The sequence below is a fragment of the Oscillospiraceae bacterium genome (assembly GCA_015065085.1).
Taxonomy (GTDB): Bacteria; Bacillota; Clostridia; order Oscillospirales; family SIG627; genus SIG627.
Genome location: SVQW01000010.1, coordinates 34,520 through 53,563, shown reverse-complemented (window position 1 = coordinate 53,563; position 19,044 = coordinate 34,520). Strand labels below are relative to the sequence as shown.

12 protein-coding genes, 5 tRNA genes and 1 riboswitch are annotated in these 19,044 nt (G+C 43.8%); of the genes, 15 read left to right on the top strand and 2 right to left on the bottom strand.

Annotation, left to right across the window (positions count from 1 at the left end; genetic code table 11):
- Positions 1–107 precede the first annotated feature (107 nt).
- The 15 genes from E7588_07600 (at position 108) to E7588_07530 (ending at position 16,938) form a co-directional block, all read left to right on the top strand.
- Positions 108–180, top strand: a tRNA-Phe gene (locus tag E7588_07600).
- Between the two features lie 24 nt (positions 181–204).
- Positions 205–280: transfer RNA gene (locus tag E7588_07595), tRNA-Gly, on the top strand.
- Positions 281–283: 3 nt separating this feature from the next.
- Positions 284–356: transfer RNA gene (locus tag E7588_07590), tRNA-Val, on the top strand.
- Positions 357–379: 23 nt separating this feature from the next.
- Positions 380–456, top strand: a tRNA-Asp gene (locus E7588_07585).
- 5 nt (positions 457–461) lie between these two features.
- Positions 462–534, top strand: a tRNA-Thr gene (locus E7588_07580).
- Positions 535–1,046: 512 nt separating this feature from the next.
- Positions 1,047–4,784, top strand: coding sequence for a DNA-directed RNA polymerase subunit beta (rpoB, locus tag E7588_07575; GenBank protein ID MBE6689121.1), 3,738 nt, complete (start codon positions 1,047–1,049; stop codon positions 4,782–4,784).
- A 58-nt stretch (positions 4,785–4,842) separates the two neighbouring features.
- Positions 4,843–8,391: a DNA-directed RNA polymerase subunit beta' gene (gene rpoC / locus E7588_07570; GenBank protein MBE6689120.1), complete on the top strand. Its 3,549-nt coding sequence runs from the start codon at positions 4,843–4,845 to the stop codon at positions 8,389–8,391.
- A 222-nt stretch (positions 8,392–8,613) separates the two neighbouring features.
- Complete coding sequence (locus tag E7588_07565; GenBank protein ID MBE6689119.1) at positions 8,614–8,883, top strand: 50S ribosomal protein L7Ae-like protein; 270 nt, start codon at positions 8,614–8,616, stop codon at positions 8,881–8,883.
- A gap of 59 nt (positions 8,884–8,942) precedes the next feature.
- Complete coding sequence (locus tag E7588_07560) at positions 8,943–9,347, top strand: 30S ribosomal protein S12 (protein ID MBE6689118.1); 405 nt, start codon at positions 8,943–8,945, stop codon at positions 9,345–9,347.
- A gap of 146 nt (positions 9,348–9,493) precedes the next feature.
- Complete coding sequence (gene rpsG, locus E7588_07555; protein ID MBE6689117.1) at positions 9,494–9,964, top strand: 30S ribosomal protein S7; 471 nt, start codon at positions 9,494–9,496, stop codon at positions 9,962–9,964.
- Positions 9,965–10,010: 46 nt separating this feature from the next.
- Positions 10,011–12,089 carry an elongation factor G gene (fusA, locus tag E7588_07550; GenBank protein MBE6689116.1) on the top strand — a complete coding sequence of 693 codons (2,079 nt, stop codon included), beginning with the start codon at positions 10,011–10,013 and terminating at the stop codon, positions 12,087–12,089.
- 123 nt (positions 12,090–12,212) lie between these two features.
- Positions 12,213–13,418 carry an elongation factor Tu gene (gene tuf, locus E7588_07545; GenBank protein MBE6689115.1) on the top strand — a complete coding sequence of 402 codons (1,206 nt, stop codon included), beginning with the start codon at positions 12,213–12,215 and terminating at the stop codon, positions 13,416–13,418.
- A 49-nt stretch (positions 13,419–13,467) separates the two neighbouring features.
- Positions 13,468–13,576: riboswitch (FMN riboswitch) on the top strand.
- 56 nt (positions 13,577–13,632) lie between these two features.
- Positions 13,633–14,181, top strand: coding sequence for an ECF transporter S component (locus E7588_07540; GenBank protein MBE6689114.1), 549 nt, complete (start codon positions 13,633–13,635; stop codon positions 14,179–14,181).
- Positions 14,181–16,148, top strand: coding sequence for a hypothetical protein (locus tag E7588_07535; protein MBE6689113.1), 1,968 nt, complete (start codon positions 14,181–14,183; stop codon positions 16,146–16,148). Before E7588_07540 ends, E7588_07535 begins: the two co-directional genes overlap by 1 nt.
- The gene (locus E7588_07530; GenBank protein MBE6689112.1) at positions 16,030–16,938 is read left to right on the top strand and encodes a biotin--[acetyl-CoA-carboxylase] ligase; all 909 of its coding nucleotides are present in this window, start codon (positions 16,030–16,032) and stop codon (positions 16,936–16,938) included. Before E7588_07535 ends, E7588_07530 begins: the two co-directional genes overlap by 119 nt.
- 45 nt (positions 16,939–16,983) lie before the next feature.
- Here E7588_07530 and E7588_07525 read toward each other — a convergent pair whose 3' ends face one another.
- Complete coding sequence (locus tag E7588_07525; GenBank protein ID MBE6689111.1) at positions 16,984–18,333, bottom strand: hypothetical protein; 1,350 nt, start codon at positions 18,331–18,333, stop codon at positions 16,984–16,986.
- Entirely contained in the window at positions 18,330–19,025 is a 696-nt protein-coding gene (locus E7588_07520; GenBank protein ID MBE6689110.1) for a response regulator transcription factor, read from the bottom strand. The genes E7588_07525 and E7588_07520 overlap by 4 nt, the downstream gene beginning before the upstream one ends.
- Positions 19,026–19,044 lie beyond the last annotated feature (19 nt).

Below are 19,044 nucleotides of genomic sequence, written 5' to 3'. Positions count from 1 at the left end.
AAAAAAAGGGAAATTCAAAAAAGTTTTGAAAAAACTCTTGACAAATTGGTTTTGTTGTGATATAATATCACACGTTCCGAAAAACATTGGGTAGACGGAAGGCACACGCCTCTGTAGCTCAGTTGGTAGAGCAGAGGACTGAAAATCCTCGTGTCGTTGGTTCAATTCCGACCGGAGGCATTTTCCCCCAATGTATATCGCCATGCGGATTTAGCTCATTTGGTAGAGCGCCACCTTGCCAAGGTGGAGGTGGCGGGTTCGAGCCCCGTAATCCGCTCCATTCGGGAGCTTAGCTCAGCTGGGAGAGCATCTGCCTTACAAGCAGGAGGTCACAGGTTCGATCCCTGTAGCTCCCATTTCCGAAAGTGATTCGGAACATGGCCCGGTAGTTCAGTTGGTTAGAACGCTAGCCTGTCACGCTAGAGGTCAGGGGTTCGAGTCCCCTTCGGGTCGCCACTTATGCTGATGTAGCTCAGTAGGTAGAGCACATCCTTGGTAAGGATGAGGTCGGCCGTTCAACTCGGCTCATCAGCTTATTGCCGCGCAGCAGTGCTGTGCGGCTTTTGCTTTTCTTGCGATGTTATAAGACTGTTTTTGCGATATGATAACTCGACCGAAAAAAGTGCAATCGTGCTTGCCCGAAACGGTGCAAATCACGGATGTTTCGTTTTGTGATTTTCGTTGGGTCTTACAATTTTTGTTTCTGAAAATCAGAGTTTGAATTACTCACTTTCGATTAAAATGAAAGCTGTATTCGGACGGGATAATATGACATGCGTTTTTCTTGAAAAAGTCTTCGGTTTTTTCCAATTGAAGACTTTTTTGTGTTTAAATTGTAAAAAAAGTTAAAACATATAATTTTTTACTTGACAAGGTTGAATTTATATGATAATATAATATACTGCATTACAATCGGTTATTTTGTCTTGAAAAGACCCTGCAATATTATTATATGTTAGACATCAGTGTTTTAACATTACTACTGAATTGCATTCAAAAAAGCAGAAAGAAAACTAACCGGCAATTACAAAAGGAGTGATAGGTTGATGGTCAAGCCTCATAAACTCGGCACTACTACTCGAATGAGCTTTTCGAAAATCAATGAAACTTTGGAGATGCCCAATCTCATAGAGGTTCAGAAGAAGTCTTTTGAGTGGTTCATCAATGAAGGTCTGCGAGATGTATTGAAGGATGTTTCTCCCATAGTCGATTATTCGGGAAATATCAATGTTGATTTTGTTGACTATACCATTGAAAACAAGCCGAAGTATCCCATAGAAGAGTGCAAGGAGAGAGATGTGAACTATGACGTTCCTCTTCGTCTCAAGGTGCGTCTCAGCAACAAGGTTACCGGTGAAGTAAAGGAACAGGATATTTACGTTGGTACCATTCCCATGATGACCGATAACGGTACATTTGTCATGAATGGTGCGGAGCGTGTTGTTGTATCTCAGATAGTTCGTTCACCCGGTATGTATTACGAAGTCACTCTTGACAAATCCAATAAAAAGACTTATGCAACCACCGTTATTCCTTACCGCGGCGCATGGCTGGAGTATGAGAATGACGCTAATGACATATTCTATGTCAGAATAGATAAAAACCGCAAGATGCATATCTCAGTCCTTATAAGAGCACTGGGATACGGAACCGATAAGGAAATCACCGATAAGTTCGGCGATGAAGAAAAGCTTATCGCAACCATGCAGAAGGATGAAATGAAGCTTCTTGCAGAGCAGAATAAGACTACCGAGATGGATGAGGCACTTAAGGAGATTTACAAAAAACTCCGTCCTGGTGATCCCCCCATGGTGGACAGTGCAAGAAACCTCATCAACAATCTTTTCTTTGATCCCAAGCGTTATGATGTTTATAACGTCGGACGATACAAGATGAACAAGAAGATGGCTCTCGGACGCCGTATCGAGGGTACCACTCTTGCGGAGGATGCCGTTTCCGCTGTTACGGGCGAGGTTATCTATGAGGCAGGCACCGCTCTCAACCGCCAGATGGCAAAAGAAATTGAGGATGCAGGTGTTATCCGTGTAAAGGTTGTAGCTCCCGACGGTAAAGAGGTTGTTGTATTCTCCAACGAAATGGTTCATGCCGACAAAATACTCGGCTACGATATTTCAGACACCGGCATAAACGAAATGGTGAGACTGTCTGTTCTCAACGAAATCACTTCTGAATACACCGATGCCGAAGAGGTTAAGAAGCAGATGAAGCTCCGCAAGGATGAGCTTGTTCCCAAGAACATCACTGTGGAAGATATTATGGCTTCCATTAACTATCTGTTCTGTCTTATTCATAATGTTGGTGCTGCTGATGATATCGACCATCTCGGAAACCGTCGTCTGCGCAGCGTGGGCGAGCTTCTTCAGAATCAGCTCCGCACAGGCTTCCTCAGAATGGATAAGATTATCAAGGAGCGTATGACTGTTCAGGATATGGACAATGTAACGCCTCAGTCCCTGATAAATACACGTCCCATTCTTTCGGCAATAAACGAATTCTTTGGTTCGTCTCCTCTTTCTCAGTTCATGGATCAGACCAACCCGCTTTCCGAGCTTACTCATAAGCGCCGTCTGTCCGCACTGGGTCCCGGAGGTCTTTCCCGTGACCGTGCATCCTTCGAGGTTCGAGACGTACACTACACCCAGTACGGAAGAATGTGCCCTATTGAAACTCCCGAAGGTCCCAACATCGGTCTTATTTCCTACCTTTCAACATATGCACGTATCAGTGAGTACGGCTTCATAGAAGCTCCGTACCGCCGTGTTGATAAGGAAACTGGTGTAGTAACCGACGAGGTTATCTACATGACCGCAGATGTGGAAGATGAATATATAGTTGCTCAGGCTAACGAGCCTTTGGATGAAAACAACCGTTTCGTAAATTCTAAGGTTACTGCAAGATTCCGCGAGGAAATTATCGAAATAGATTCCAAAAAGATCGATTTCATGGATGTTTCCCCAAAAATGGTTGTCTCGGTTGCAACAGCAATGATCCCCTTCCTTGAAAATGACGATAACACACGTGCACTCATGGGTTCAAACATGCAGAAGCAGGCTGTTCCCCTCATGATTAATGATGCACCTATCGTCGGAACGGGTATGGAATATAAGGCGGCTGTGGATTCCGGCGTGGTTGTTACAGCAAAGCACGCAGGTATCGTTGAGGATGTTGCATCTGATCACGTTACCATCCGCCTTGATGACGGTACTACCGAGCACTATCCTCTCATTAAGTTCAAACGCTCCAACCAGGGTACCTGTATCAACCAGAAGCCTATTGTGGATAAGGGCGAACGTGTTGAAAAGGGTAGGGTAATTGCCGACGGTATGGCTACCAGCAACGGCGAAATTGCTCTCGGTAAGAATGCTCTTATCGGCTTTATGACCTGGGAAGGTTACAACTACGAGGATGCTGTACTCATTAACGAGCGCCTTGTACGCGAAGATATTTACACATCTATTCATATAGAAGAATACTCTCACGAGGCAAGAGAAACAAAGCTCGGTCCGGAAGAGATTACGCGAGATATTCCCAGTGTCGGTGATGACGTACTTAAGGATCTTGACGAGTATGGTGTTATCAGAATCGGTGCTGAGGTTCATGCAGGCGATATCCTGGTAGGTAAGGTTACTCCCAAGGGTGAAACCGAGCTTACCGCCGAGGAAAGACTTCTGCGTGCAATTTTCGGTGAAAAAGCGCGTGAGGTTCGTGATACCTCTCTCAGACTGCCTCACGGCGAAAGCGGTATAGTAGTAGACGTTAAAGTTTTCTCCCGTGAAAACAAAGACGAGCTTATGCCCGGCGTAAATAAGGTAGTACGCGTATATATCGCTCAGAAGAGAAAAATTTCCGTGGGCGATAAGATGGCAGGTCGTCACGGTAATAAGGGTGTTATTTCCAGAATACTTCCCCCCGAGGATATGCCTTTCCTTCCCGACGGTACACCTCTTGATATCGTACTTAACCCTCTGGGCGTTCCTTCCCGAATGAATATCGGACAGGTGCTCGAGGTTCATATAGGTATGGCAGCCAAGAAGCTGGGATGGAAGATTATGACTCCTGTATTCGACGGTGCCAACGAAGAAGATATAGCACACTATCTGGCAGAAGCGGGACTTGACCCCGACGGTAAGACCGTTCTTTACGACGGACGTACCGGTCAGCCGTTTGATAACCGCGTAACAGTAGGTATCATGTACTTCCTTAAGCTCCACCATCTGGTTGATGATAAGATACACGCACGTTCCACCGGTCCTTACTCACTTGTAACACAGCAGCCTCTGGGTGGTAAAGCTCAGTTCGGTGGTCAGCGTTTCGGTGAGATGGAGGTATGGGCACTGGAAGCATACGGTGCCGCTTACACACTTCAGGAAATACTCACTGTTAAGTCTGACGACGTAATAGGACGTGTTAAGACCTACGAGGCAATCGTAAAGGGTCAGAACATTCCCACTCCCGGTGTTCCCGAATCCTTCAAGGTTCTTATTAAAGAGCTCCAGTCTTTGGGTCTCGATGTAAGAGTTCTTGACGGCGAGGATAACGAGGTTCAGCTTAAAGAGGTTTCGGAGGAAGAGACCGAATCCATCAAGGCTATTGAAGTGAGCGACATCGGAGAAGCAAAATTTGATGCTGTTGACCCCATGCATGATGATGAGGAAGGAAAATACGCCGACGCAGACGAAAGCGACGATGACGATTTCGGCTTTGACGGCGATGACTACTCCGACGAAGACTATGGCGATGAGCCGTCCGACGATGATATGTAATCCTCATTAATGCAATTTTTCGAGAAAGGATTATCCCAAAAGGATATTGGTTTTTGTAATGAATCATAATGAATTCGAAAAGATAAAAATCGGTCTCGCATCACCGGAACTGATGAGACAGTGGTCACACGGCGAAGTTAAAAAGCCCGAGACCATCAATTACAGAACACTCAAGCCTGAACGCGACGGTCTGTTCTGCGAAAGAATCTTTGGCCCGCAGAAGGACTGGGAATGTCACTGCGGCAAATATAAAAAAGTCCGTTATAAAGGCAAAATATGTGAAAAGTGCGGAGTTGAAATTACAACCAATAAGGTAAGACGCGAACGCATGGGTCATATTGAGCTTGCAGTACCTGTTTCCCATATCTGGTATCTGCGCGCAATTCCGTCCCGTCTCGGTCTGCTTCTTGATATTTCTCCTCGTCAGCTTGATAAAGTGCTGTATTTTGCTTCCTATATAGTTCTCGATCCCGGTCCATCTTATACCGGTCTTAATAAAAACGATATACTTACCGAAACAGAGTATCGCAAGAAGTACGAAGAGTACGAAAACGACTTCAAGGTAGGTATGGGTGCAGAGGCTATCAAGCAGATACTTCAGGAAATGGATCTTGAAAAGCTGTCAGAGCAGCTTAAGAGCGAGCTTGTTAACGCTACGGGTCAGAAGAGAGTCCGCAACATAAAGCGTCTTGAGGTTGTTGAATCCTTCAGACTTTCCGGCAACAAGCCCGAGTGGATGATACTGGACGTTGTTCCGGTTCTTCCTCCTGAAATCCGTCCCATGGTACAGCTGGATGGCGGCAGATTTGCTACCAGCGATCTTAACGACCTTTACCGCCGTGTTATTAACCGTAATAACCGTCTTAAGAGACTTATCGAGCTTCACGCTCCTGAAATTATAATCAGAAACGAAAAGAGAATGCTTCAGGAGGCTGTGGATGCCCTTATCGATAACGGCAGACGCGGCAGACCTGTCACAGGTCCCAGCAACCGTCCCCTCAAATCTCTTTCCGAAATGCTCCGCGGTAAGCAGGGCCGTTTCAGACAGAATCTTCTGGGTAAACGTGTTGACTACTCCGGACGTTCTGTTATCGTTGTAGGTCCCGACCTTAAGCTGTTCCAGTGCGGTCTTCCCAAGGAAATGGCACTTGAGCTGTTCAAGCCCTTTGTGATGAAACGACTTGTTGAAACGGGCAAGGCTAATAACATAAAGGATGCCAAGAAGAAGGTTGAACGTGTGAGCGCAGAGGTCTGGGATGCTCTTGAAAGCGTTATAAAGGAACATCCCGTTCTTCTTAACCGTGCTCCTACACTTCACAGACTTTCCATTCAGGCATTCGAACCAATTCTCGTTGAAGGACGTGCAATAAAGCTTCATCCTCTGGTATGTACTGCGTTTAACGCCGACTTCGACGGTGACCAGATGCCTGTGCATGTACCTCTTTCTGCAGAAGCTCAGGCTGAGGCTCGTTTCCTCATGCTTTCGGCTAACAACCTTCTTAAACCTGTTAACGGTCACGCAGTAACCGTTCCTACTCAGGACATGATACTCGGCTCATACTATCTTACCTATGACCGTGAGGGAGAAAAGGGTGAAGGCAAAGTATTCCGTAATTTTGACGAAGCCAACATGGCTTACGAAAACGGCGATCTTCAGCTTCACAGCCGTATTAAGATGCGTGTTTCCAAGGTTATAGACGGCGAAACTCACACTGGCATTGTTGAATCCACGCTTGGAAGATTTATCTTCAACGAAACTATTCCTCAGAATCTGCACTTTGTTGACCGTTCGATTCCCGAGAATCTTCTCAAACCCGAAATCGACTTTGTTGTAACAAAGAAAGAACTTGAAAATATTATCGACCGCTGCATTAAGTACTGCGGCACCGCGAAAACCGCAGAAGTTCTTGATAATATAAAGGCAATGGGCTTTAAATATTCCACCCGCGGCGCTATAACCATTTCTGTTGCCGATATGACCGTACCGCCTGAAAAGAAGACAATTCTTGCCGAAGCGGATAAGAAGGTTGATGAAATCACCAAGAAATTCCAGCGCGGTCTTTATTCGGATGATGAGCGTTACAGACGTGTTATTGAAGTGTGGGATAAGTGTACCAACGATGTAACCGCTGCACTTCAGAAGAACCTTGACAAGTTTAATCCTATAAACATGATGGCTGTATCCGGTGCCCGTGGTTCTATCAAGCAGATTCGTCAGCTTGCCGGTATGCGCGGACTTATGAGTACCGCTACCGGTAAGACACTGGAGCTTCCTATTAAGGCAAACTTCCGTGAAGGCTTGGATATATTGGAGTATTTCGTTGCAGCAAGAGGTTCACGTAAAGGTCTTGCTGATACCGCTCTTCGTACAGCGGACTCCGGTTACCTTACACGTCGACTTGTTGACGTTTCACAGGAGGTTATTATCAGAGAAATCGACTGTGGTTCACGCGAAGGTCTCATAATTTCCGAAATTCGTGACGAGGACGAGCTTATCGAACCGTTGGCAGATCGTCTGCTCGGCCGTTACACTATCGGCGAGATATATGATCCCAAGACAGGCGAGGTTATCGCAGAAGACAACGTTATGCTGGATGAGGCACAGGTTGACCGCATCATTAAAGCAGGTATTAAAGAGGTTCATGTACGCTCTATTCTGGGTTGTCAGTGCAAGCACGGTGTCTGCGTACACTGCTACGGTAGCGACCTTGCTTCCACAAAGCCGGTTAATATCGGTGAAGCTGTCGGTATTATAGCCGCACAGTCCATTGGTGAGCCGGGTACACAGCTTACAATGAGAACCTTCCATACCGGTGGTGTCGCAGGTAAGGATATTACCCAGGGTCTTCCCCGTGTTGAAGAACTCTTTGAAGCAAGACGTCCCAAGAAAACTGCTGTTGTTGCTGATTGCACCGGTATTGTTCAGATTGACAATAAGGATGCAGGCAAGACTGTAAAGAAGATTACCATAAAATCGCTCGAAAACGGTGAAGAAAGACCTCATGCTATTCCTGGCAATGTAAAGCTTACCGTTGAAAACGGTCAGACGGTTACAAGAGGTCAGCTTATCACCGACGGTGTTGTCGCTCCTGCAGATATCCTCAAAACTGAGGGTCTCGAAGCGGTTTACAACTATATCATCAAAGAAGTGCAACGTGTTTACAGCACTCAGGGTGTTGACATTAATGACAAGCATATCGAAGTAATTGCGCGTCAGATGACACGTAAGGTCCGCGTGGATGATCCGGGAGATACAAATCTGCTTCTCGGCTCGCTTGTTGATATAATTGATATCAGAGAAGAAAATCGCAAAATAGAAGCGCTCATCGAGGAAGGACAGCGCGACTTGAGAACGGCTAAGTATTCTCACGTTTTGCTGGGTATTACCAAAGCTTCGCTGTCTACCGAATCCTTCCTTTCAGCGGCCTCATTCCAGGAAACCACCAAGGTTCTTACGGAAGCTGCAATCAAGGGTAAGGTTGACCCGCTGCTCGGTTTGAAAGAAAACGTTATTATCGGTAAACTTATTCCCGCAGGTACGGGTATGCAGGTATACCGTGATATCGAAGTTGAAAATCAGCAGGTACAGACAGAATTCAGCTATTAATCATATAACGGCATATACGCATCGCGTATATGCCGTTTTGATATGTTTTAAATTCATATATTTGGGTAAAAATATAAATAATGCACATTAAGAAAAGAAACTTTTGTGCAAAACGCAGATTTTTTTGTGTGATTGTTATATCTATTGACAAAAAACATCTTTTAATGTATAATATTTAAGTATGATTGCACGCTTTAATGTTCGGAAAGGATATATGTGTAAGTGAGTGCTTCAGATTTATCAGCTTTGAAACTTAAACTTCGCGACGGAAAGGCTGTCGGCCTTAATCAGGCCAAGAAGCTTATTAAAGCAGGTTTTGCCGAAATTGTATATGTGGCATCAGATGCAGATGGTCATATTCGTGAAGAAATCAAGGCAATGTGCCGGGTCGGCGGTGTTAAGGTCGATGAAACCAAAAACATGGCGGCGCTTGGCAAAGTTTGCGGTATAGATGTAAATTGTGCAGTTTATGCCGTATCTAAAATCAGATAGAAAGCGGTTTATCTTTTTTCCGCTGTCTATATAAATATTATTTTATAAGGAGGTGCGGTATGCCAACCTTTAACCAATTAGTAAGACATGGCCGTGAGAAAGTTACTTACAAGTCCAAGTCTCCGGCTCTTCAGGTAGGTCTTAACACACTCAAGAAGACAGAAACCGATTTGTCCAGCCCTCAGAAGAGAGGCGTTTGCACAAGAGTTTACACCAAAACTCCCAAGAAACCTAACTCGGCTCTGCGTAAAGTTGCACGTGTAAGACTTACAAACGGTGCGGAAGTTATTTCCTATATCCCCGGTATCGGTCACAACCTTCAGGAGCACTCTGTTGTAATGATCAGAGGCGGAAGAGTTAAGGACCTCCCTGGTGTACGTTATCACATTATCCGTGGTATTCTCGATACTCAGGGCGTTGCTAATCGTAAGCAGTCCCGTTCCAAGTACGGCGCAAAGAAGTAAGATTAAACCTTGTGGCATAATCGCGGAAAATTAATGCTTTGCAGCTTTATAATATAATATTTATATAGATAAAGTTTGACAGAGCGCTTACGGGCAAAATGCCCGAGTACCCGTGATTTCATTATTTTATGAAGGAGGGAAGTTCAGTGCCAAGAAGAGGTCAAATTTCAAAAAGAGACGTATTGCCGGATCCGCTTTATAATTCTAAGGTAGTTACCAAACTTATCAACAATATAATGCTGGACGGTAAAAAAGGTGTTGCACAGACAATAGTATATGATGCTTTTGATATTATCAAGGAAAAAACAGGTGAAAATCCCCTTGAGGTTTTCCAGAAAGCACTCGAAAACATCATGCCTGTGTTAGAGGTTAAGGCTCGTCGTTTCGGTGGTTCCACTTACCAGGTTCCTATGGAAGTACGCCCCGAGAGACGTCAGACCCTCGGTCTTCGTTGGCTCATCACTTATTCAAGAGCTCGCGGAGAAAAGAGAATGGCTGAGCGTCTTGCTGGTGAAGTACTGGATGCAATCAACAATCTCGGTGCTTCCGTTAAAAAGAGAGAAGACACACACAAGATGGCTGAAGCTAACAAGGCTTTCGCTCATTACAGATGGTAAAATTAATGATAAACGTTTGTTTATCGCTTGAGAGGAGAACACATTAATGCCCAGAGAATACCCGCTTGAAAGAGTTAGAAATATCGGTATAATGGCGCATATTGATGCTGGTAAAACGACAACAACCGAAAGAATCCTTTTCTATACAGGTAAAACCCACAGACTTGGTGAGACCCACGAAGGTGCGGCTACCATGGACTGGATGGAACAGGAGCAGGAGAGAGGTATTACCATTACTTCTGCTGCAACTACCTGTTTCTGGAAAAACCATCGTGTAAACATTATTGACACCCCCGGTCACGTTGACTTTACTGTTGAAGTTGAACGTTCGCTTCGTGTACTTGACGGTTCCGTAACCGTTTTCTGTGCAAAGGGCGGCGTTGAACCTCAGTCCGAGACCGTATGGCGTCAGGCAGATAAATACGGCGTACCCCGTATGTGCTATGTTAACAAGATGGATATTATGGGTGCTAATTTCTACCGCGTTGTTTCGATGATTAAAGACAGACTCAAAGCCAACGCTGTACCGATTCAGCTTCCTATCGGCGCCGAAGAAAATTTCAAAGGTATAATTGACCTTGTAAATATGAAGGCTTATATCTATCAGAATGACCTTGGTACCGACATTCTTGAGACCGAAATTCCTGCAGATATGAAGGATAAGGCTGAAGAATACCACACCGCTATGCTTGAAAGTCTTGCCGAAACCGACGAGGCTCTCTTTGAAAAATATCTCGGCGGTGAAGAAATTACCATTCCCGAAATTAAGGCTGCTATCCGTGTTGCTACCATTGCTAATAAAGTAGTTCCTGTTACCTGCGGTACTTCTTATAAAAACAAGGGTGTACAGATGCTTCTCGACGATATCGTTGAGTATATGCCTTCTCCTCTTGATATTCCTAATATCAAGGGTGTTAACCAGAAAACTGGCGAGGAAGAAGAGAGAGCAACTGATGATGATGCACCTTTCTCTGCACTCGCATTCAAAATCGCTACCGACCCCTTTGTTGGTAAGCTCTGCTTTGTAAGAGTTTATTCCGGTAAGATCCAGGCAGGTTCTACCGTTTACAACGCAAATAAGGATGGCAGAGAGCGTCTCGGTCGTATCGTGCTTATGCATGCTAATCACCGTGAGGATGTTGAAGAAATTTGCGCAGGTGATATTGCTGCGGTCGTTGGTATCAAGAATACCACTACCGGTGATACTCTCTGCGATGAAGCACATCCTGTTATACTTGAGTCTATGGAATTCCCGGATCCTGTTATCCGTGTAGCTATAGAGCCCAAGACCAAGGCAGGTCAGGAAAAGATGGGTATTGCACTTTCTAAGCTGGCTGAAGAAGACCCCACCTTTAAGACCTACACCGATGAAGAAACCGGTCAGACCATTATCGCCGGTATGGGTGAGTTGCACCTCGAAATCATCGTAGACCGTCTGCTTCGCGAATTTAAGGTAGAAGCAAACGTAGGTAAGCCTCAGGTTTCCTACAAAGAAACTATCCGCAAGAGCGTTGATGTTGACCACAAGTACGCTCGTCAGTCCGGTGGTAAGGGTCAGTACGGTCACGTTAAGATGACCATTGAACCTAATGAAGCCGGTAAGGGTTACGAATTCATCAATAAAGTTGTTGGTGGTAACATTCCTAAGGAATATATCCCCGCAGTCGATGCCGGTGTACAGGGCGCTATGCAGTCCGGTGTACTTGCAGGCTACAACGTTGTTGACGTTAAGGTTACTCTTAATGACGGTAGCTACCACGAAGTCGACTCTTCCGAAATGGCATTTAAGATTGCCGCTTCTATGGGCTTTAAGGAAGGTATGAGAAAGGCTGACCCCGTTCTTACCGAGCCTATTATGAAGGTTGTCGTTGTTGTACCCGATGAGTACATGGGCGACGTTATCGGTGACCTTAATTCCCGCCGCGGACAGATTCAGGGTATGGAGCAGGTAGGCGGCGGACAGCAGATCAATGCATTTGTACCGCTTGCTGAAATGTTCGGTTATGCAACCGATATGCGTTCCAAGACCCAGGGTCGTGGCTCTTACTCTATGGAACCCAGCCATTATGCAGAAGTTCCCAAGAGCGTTCAGGAACAGATCGTTTCCGGTAGAGCTAAAGCGTAAAATTTACAGAAACTTAAAAATCTATACTTGTGTTAGACTAATAGATATGTTATTATTAATCTAATATTTGTAATTTAAAATTAAAATATTTAAAAAATCGTTTCCTTAAGGAGGATATTAACAATGGCAAAAGAAAAATTTGACCGTACAAAACCCCATGTTAACATTGGTACCATTGGTCACGTTGACCATGGTAAGACCACTCTTACTGCAGCTATCACCAGAACTATGGGTCTTCAGAGTGATAAGAACGTTGCTCTTGCATACGACCAGATCGACAACGCGCCCGAAGAAAAGGCACGTGGTATCACCATTAACACCCGTCACGTTGAGTACGAGTCTGAAAAGAGACACTATGCTCACGTTGACTGCCCCGGCCATGCTGACTACATCAAGAACATGATTACCGGTGCAGCTCAGATGGACGGTGCTATCCTCGTTGTTGCAGCTACCGATGGTCCCATGCAGCAGACCCGTGAGCACATCCTTCTCGCTCGTCAGGTTGGCGTTCCTTCCATCGTTGTATTTATGAACAAGTGCGATATGGTTGACGACGACGAACTTCTCGAACTCGTTGAAATGGAAATCCGTGACTTGCTCAGCAAGTACGAATTCGACGGCGATAACACTCCTATCATCCGCGGTTCTGCTCGTGATGCTCTTGAAAGCACAAGCAACGACATCAACGCTCCTGAGTTTGCTCCTATCCTTGAACTCATGAAGGCAGTTGACGAATATATTCCTACTCCCGACAGAAAGGCTGACCAGCCCTTCCTTATGCCTGTCGAGGATATCTTCTCCATCACCGGTCGTGGTACTGTTGCTACCGGTAGAGTTGAGAGAGGTCAGATTAAGATGAACGATGAAGCTGAAATCGTTGGTCTTGCTACCGAAACCAAGAAGACCGTTATTACCGGTATCGAAATGTTCAAGAAGCTTCTCGACTACGCTGAAGCAGGTGACAACGTTGGTTGTCTGCTCCGTGGTATCCAGAAGACCGATATCGAGCGTGGTCAGGTTCTTGCTAAGCCCGGCACAATCGTTCCTCACACCAAGTTTGTTGGTCAGGTTTACGTTCTTACCGAAAAAGAGGGTGGACGTCATAAGCCCTTCTTCAACAACTATCGTCCTCAGTTCTACTTCAGAACTACCGACGTTACCGGTGTTATCACTCTTCCCGATGGCGTTGAAATGTGCAACCCCGGCGACAACGTTGATATGAACGTTGAGCTCATCACTCCTATCGCTATCGAACAGGGTCTCCGCTTCTCCATCCGTGAAGGTGGTAGAACCGTAGGTTCCGGCGTTGTTACTGCTATTAACAACTAATTTCTCATATTAGGGGCGGTTTTTCCGCCCCTAACTTAATTTTATTCACAATTTAATTCGGGGGTGGGTGAAATTCCCCACCGGCGGTAAAGCCCGCGAGCGTAAGCTGATTTGGTGAAATTCCAGAGCCGACGGTAAAGTCCGGATGAGAGAAGATGCATTTGCACCCGAAGAGGGTGCTTTTTTTGCTTCTTCCGCTTGAAAGGAAGATATTATGAAAAAAATCAATACTAAAAATATAACTGTTTTAGGTGTTTTGACTGCATTAAGTGTAGTGCTGGTTATGCTGCTGCATTTCCCACTTATTCCTACTGCCGCTTTTCTTGAATATGACCCGGCTGATATTCCTATATATATTGTAACATTTCTTTATGGTCCTGCTTCCGGCCTGATTATAACGATTGTTGTTTCAATTATACAAGGGATTACCGTCAGCAGTTCTTCGGGTCTATATGGCATTCTTATGCATATCATTTCTACCGGCGCTTTTGTTTTGACGTCCGGTATAATATACCATTTATCGAAGAAAAATTTGTTTTCAATGACTTATTCTTTGGTTGCTGGTGTAATTATAACAACTGCAGTGATGATCCCGGCTAACCTTATAATCACACCTTATTTTATGGGAACACCCGTTGATATGGTTAAATCAATGCTTTTACCTGCAATAATACCCTTTAATTTACTCAAACAATGTATTAATTCTGCTGTTACAGCACTTGTCTACATACCTGTGACAAAAGCTGTGTGCAAGCGGGGATAATGCTGGAGGATAACATGAGAATTGTTAAGAGCAAATATATATTTGAATACGATAATGATATAGTAGCATTGTACAATTCAAACGGCGGACGTTATTTTACTTTTCCGACCAGTGCAGTGCTGAATTATAATAATAAAGAGTATTACATGATTTCTCCCGAAGTTTTTGCCGAGGATGATACTGTAAGCTTTATATCAAAAAATATTTCCGAAGAGATTTCGGAATTTAAACTTAGTTTTTTGCTCAATGATACAGATATCGAGGTTTCTTTTGAGGCAAAAAATACTGCGGATATTGCCGTTATACAGTGTGAATACTTCAGGCGCGGCAAAAAGGGAATTTACATGGTGGATTGTATCAACTATTTCAATCCCCAACCACGCAATATGAATGGTGTAAACCGCGGCTTTTACCGCAATTTTCCTGATGCTTCACTTAATGACGGATATTTTTCTCCGCCACCGCTTCATTTTTCTGTTGGTAACCGAAATGGATACGTTTGCTTTGGGCTTTTAGACGTTCCTAATTCCGTAAAATATAATCTTACGTCGGATCTTGGTATTCTTGCTGAAATACCAAACGGTCACATAGTTACAAAAAAAGGTGAGACATATAAAGCTCCCCGTCTTATGCTGGCGTTTCACGATGAAGAATGGGAAAGTATAACACTTTATCGTAATAAGCTTATCGAAAAGGGAATTATATCCGTCGATGACTCGGATGTCACATCGTTCCCCAAGTGGTGGAAGAATCCTTTTATCGTTACTTACGGCGATCAGATGATGGAGCTCCAATATAACTGGTATGATGACACTGATTGGGGTTGCGATGCATTTACGGAAGAATGGATGGAAATGTGGCTGGAACGAGCTGAAAACAAACTCGGGTTCAGTGAATTTACCATAATTATAGATGCTTTTTGGCAGCATAAATATAGTTCGGAGGGCATTCCAAATTCAGTACGATTCCCAAATCTCAGAAAGTTTATTGATAAATGTCATGCGCACGGTCATAAGGTGATGCTGTGGCAGGCACCCTATGTCGATAATACAGCAAACGGATTCGAGACCCTTTCGCAAAAGCACGGTGTAATTACAAAGGATCGCTATATTTCGCCGATAATCGAAGAAGAAACAGTATTCCATATTGATTTTACCGCTGACAACATTTCAGATTACCTTTCTGATGTGGCACACCAGCTTTTTGGTAACGGAGAAGGTGAATTGGATTGTGATGGTCTTAAACTTGATTTCCTTATGCAAATAAGCAATCCGCAGCAAAAGCAAACTCCTTATCTGAATCCTGATAACGGTATTGGCGCAAGAGAAGTTTTTCGATTTTATGAAATATTCAACCGTGAAGCTAAAAAGGTTAAACCTGATGTGTTGCTCAACGGAAGTACTTGTGATCCCAGAATACAGAAATATTGCCATATGAACCGTCTCCACGACATTCAGAAGGTGTATGAAGAACGTGAGCTTCGTGCACGCGTATCGACTATGGCGTGTCCTGATATGCTGGTTGATTCAGACGGGGCTATAATGCTTACGGATTGGGTTCCTGCTACATATATCAGCGCAGTTATTTATTCAACTCCTTCGCTTTATTATATAAATAAATTCCATGACGGGATAGGTCTCAGCGATGACGACATGGCGGGACTTGCAAAGCTTCTTCAGCTTTGCAATAAAAAACAGTACGGAATACCTGTTTTTGTGTCACCGGATAACTGGCTTTTGAAAAAGCGAAACAGCGATGACGTAATCGGTTCGGCTATTGACGGTCATACAGCAATGGTTATTTCTGAAGATAATACAGGCTACATCTACACCTGGCAGGACGGCGAAATTGTTGTGCCTATGTATCAGAACAATGTGGTCGAAATTCCAGACGGCTTCCGATATGAAAATGGTGCACTTGTTGGTGTTGCAGGGCGCGGAAATGTCGTTGAATTTAAGGTTAAATAGTTTTGGGGCTGATTTTATCAAATTTGATTCAAAAAAAATAAAGAATAAAATAGGTGAGTGCGGTGAAGTCACCGTACTCACCACTGTCGATTCTACAAACACATATGCTAAAAAAAAATGTTTTCATGGTATAGCAGACAGAAGCGTGATAATAGCTGAGAATCAGACCGCAGGACGCGGCAGACAAGGTAAACAGTTCTATTCGCCTGACGGCGGTCTTTATATGACAGTTGTTTTTAACGCGGATGGCCTTAAAAGCGATGATATACAGCTATTGACTGTTTATGTATCCGTGGCGGTATCTGAGGCAATTGATGACGTCTGCAACGCCAAAACAGGCATCAAATGGGTAAACGATATTTTTGTCTCCGAAAGGAAAGTATGCGGTATACTCTGCGAGGCTGTTTTTAATCAGAAAGAGTCAAGGGTAAGACACTACATCGCAGGTATCGGCATAAATGTCGGAGAAAAAGAGTTTCCTGTTGATTTAAAAAATATTGCAGGTCATGTGAAATGTATCAACGGTGATATTAATGACCTTGCAGCTGCTGTTATAGTAAAGATTTTTGATATTTTGGACACGTACTCCCGTGATTCCGTTTTGGAAAAATATCGTTCCAAAATGTTTCTTTTAGGCAAGCAAATTAGTTTTACACTGAACGATATGCAATACTTCGGTATTGCGCATGATATAAACCAATATGGAAATCTTATAGTGCAATGTGGAGAAGAGTATATCACACTTTCTTCAGGTGAGGTTAGTCTGGGGAGCAGTGAATTTACAAAATAGAATCCCAAAACCGATTATTATCGGTTTTGGGATTTTTTTAATATATCAGTGCTCAATATCAGGGTATAATTTAACGGTTATGGCAGTGCCCTTTCCTAATTGGCTCTTGGCATCCACAGTTCCCGAATAGTATTCAGCTATCTGTTTAACGATAGAAAGCCCCAATCCGGTTCCGCCGGTGCTTTTGGAACGGCTTTTATCAACACGCCAGAATCTGTTAAAGATATTTTCAAGTTGATCCTCGGGTATCCCTATTCCGGTATCGGACACCGTTATTTCCACAAAATCCGCGCTTTTTACAGCTGAAAGTGTAACACTTCCACCCGGCTTGTTGTACTTGATGGCATTCTCGCACAGATTAAAAACAAGCTCTTCTATAAGGCTTCGGTTTGCGGTTATGTAAAGCGGAGAGAAAAGCATATTAATAAGAGAAACCTTGTATTTGTCTGCGGTAAGTGTGAGAGTTTCCATAGTACTTTCGAACAATGAGTACAATTCGATTTTCTCATCGTTGTCGGGTAGTAAGTTACTTTCAATTTCAGAGAGGCGCACAATGTCAGATGTGAGCTTTATCAGACGCGCTGTTTCTTTGTAGATGATACCGGAAAACTTAATAATATCCTCTCGGTTTTCCACCATTCCGTTGGCAAGCATTTCGGCATAACCGGAAATGGAGGTGAGGGGAGTTTTCAATTCGTGCGAAACGTTGACGGTGAAATCGCGTTTTGCATTTTCAATATTGCTATTTTGAGTTATATCAACACATAACACAACAACACCAAAAACTTTTTTGTTTTCATCGATCACCGGATTAGCGTAAATCTGAAACACCTTTGAGGCAACCTCGGTAGTGAAATAATCGCAGGTGCCATCCAAAGCTTGCTTTGCGGATTTATAAAGAGGGCTGTTGTCATTTAAAGTAATAAGGCGATCAGTATCAAAAACTACATTCTGAGAATTGAGGAAAACAACCGCGCTTTTGTTGAAAGTCAGAATTTCGAGCGAAGAATTGAACAGTATAAAACCTTCACGCATATTATCGGTTATTGCCTTTATTGTATTGCGTTCCGTTTTAAGCTTAAAAATATGTTCATTTATAAGCTTGTTCTGCTTTGAAAGTAAGTTGAAAAAAGGTTTAAATTCTTCGTCACAGTTGAAATCTGTTGCATTTTCGTAGTTGTCTTGAGAAAAATAATTAACTGTTTTTTTGATATTCTCAGTAGCAAATTTTGAAAAAAACACAGCACATACTGCGGATATAAGAATACAGGCGCAAAAAACACCGAATGCACCTGTAAAGGGCACACTCGGTATAAAATGGCACAAAAACAAAATGCCTGATATTCCGCATAAGATTCCGCACAAAATAAAACCGAAAAATAAACTCTTCTTCATTGTATTTTATACCCAACACCGCGAACGGTGAGAATGGTTGAACCGCCTTCATCCAACTTTTGACGGAGAGATTTAATGTGCATGTCGACGGTTCGGCTCTCGCCTTCATAGTCAAAGCTCCATACATCGTTCATAATCTCTTCACGTGTGAGTGCTTTACCGCGGTTGCGAAGTAAATAGTGCAGCAGTTCAAATTCTTTAAAAGTTAACGGGATATCCTGACCGTTGTAAGTGACGGTTCGTCCAAGTAAATTAAGCTCAATACCGCCTGCACAGATTGTATTGGGGGTAACATTCCTGGAGACTTCAGCAGATGTGGAGACACGGCGAAGGACGGCTTTTACGCGTGAAATCAACTCTAAAATCCCAAAGGGCTTTGTTATGTAGTCATCAGCACCCAAGTCCAACCCCTTAACCTTATCCAGTTCACTTGTTTTTGCTGTGAGCATAATGATTGGAATATCGCAAAGAGGAGCTTGTCCGTTTTTAAGCTCCTCCAACAGCTTAAGCCCATTACCGTCCGGAAGCATTATATCCATGAGTATAAGGTTCGGTACAGACTTCTCAAGCTGTTTTTTAAAGGAACATGCATCGGAGAAGCCGAAGGCATCAAAACCGCTTGTTTTGAGGGCATATGTGGTCATTTCAAGTATATTCGTATCGTCTTCAACGCAAAAAACAGTTTTAGACAACAGCTTCACCTCACAAATC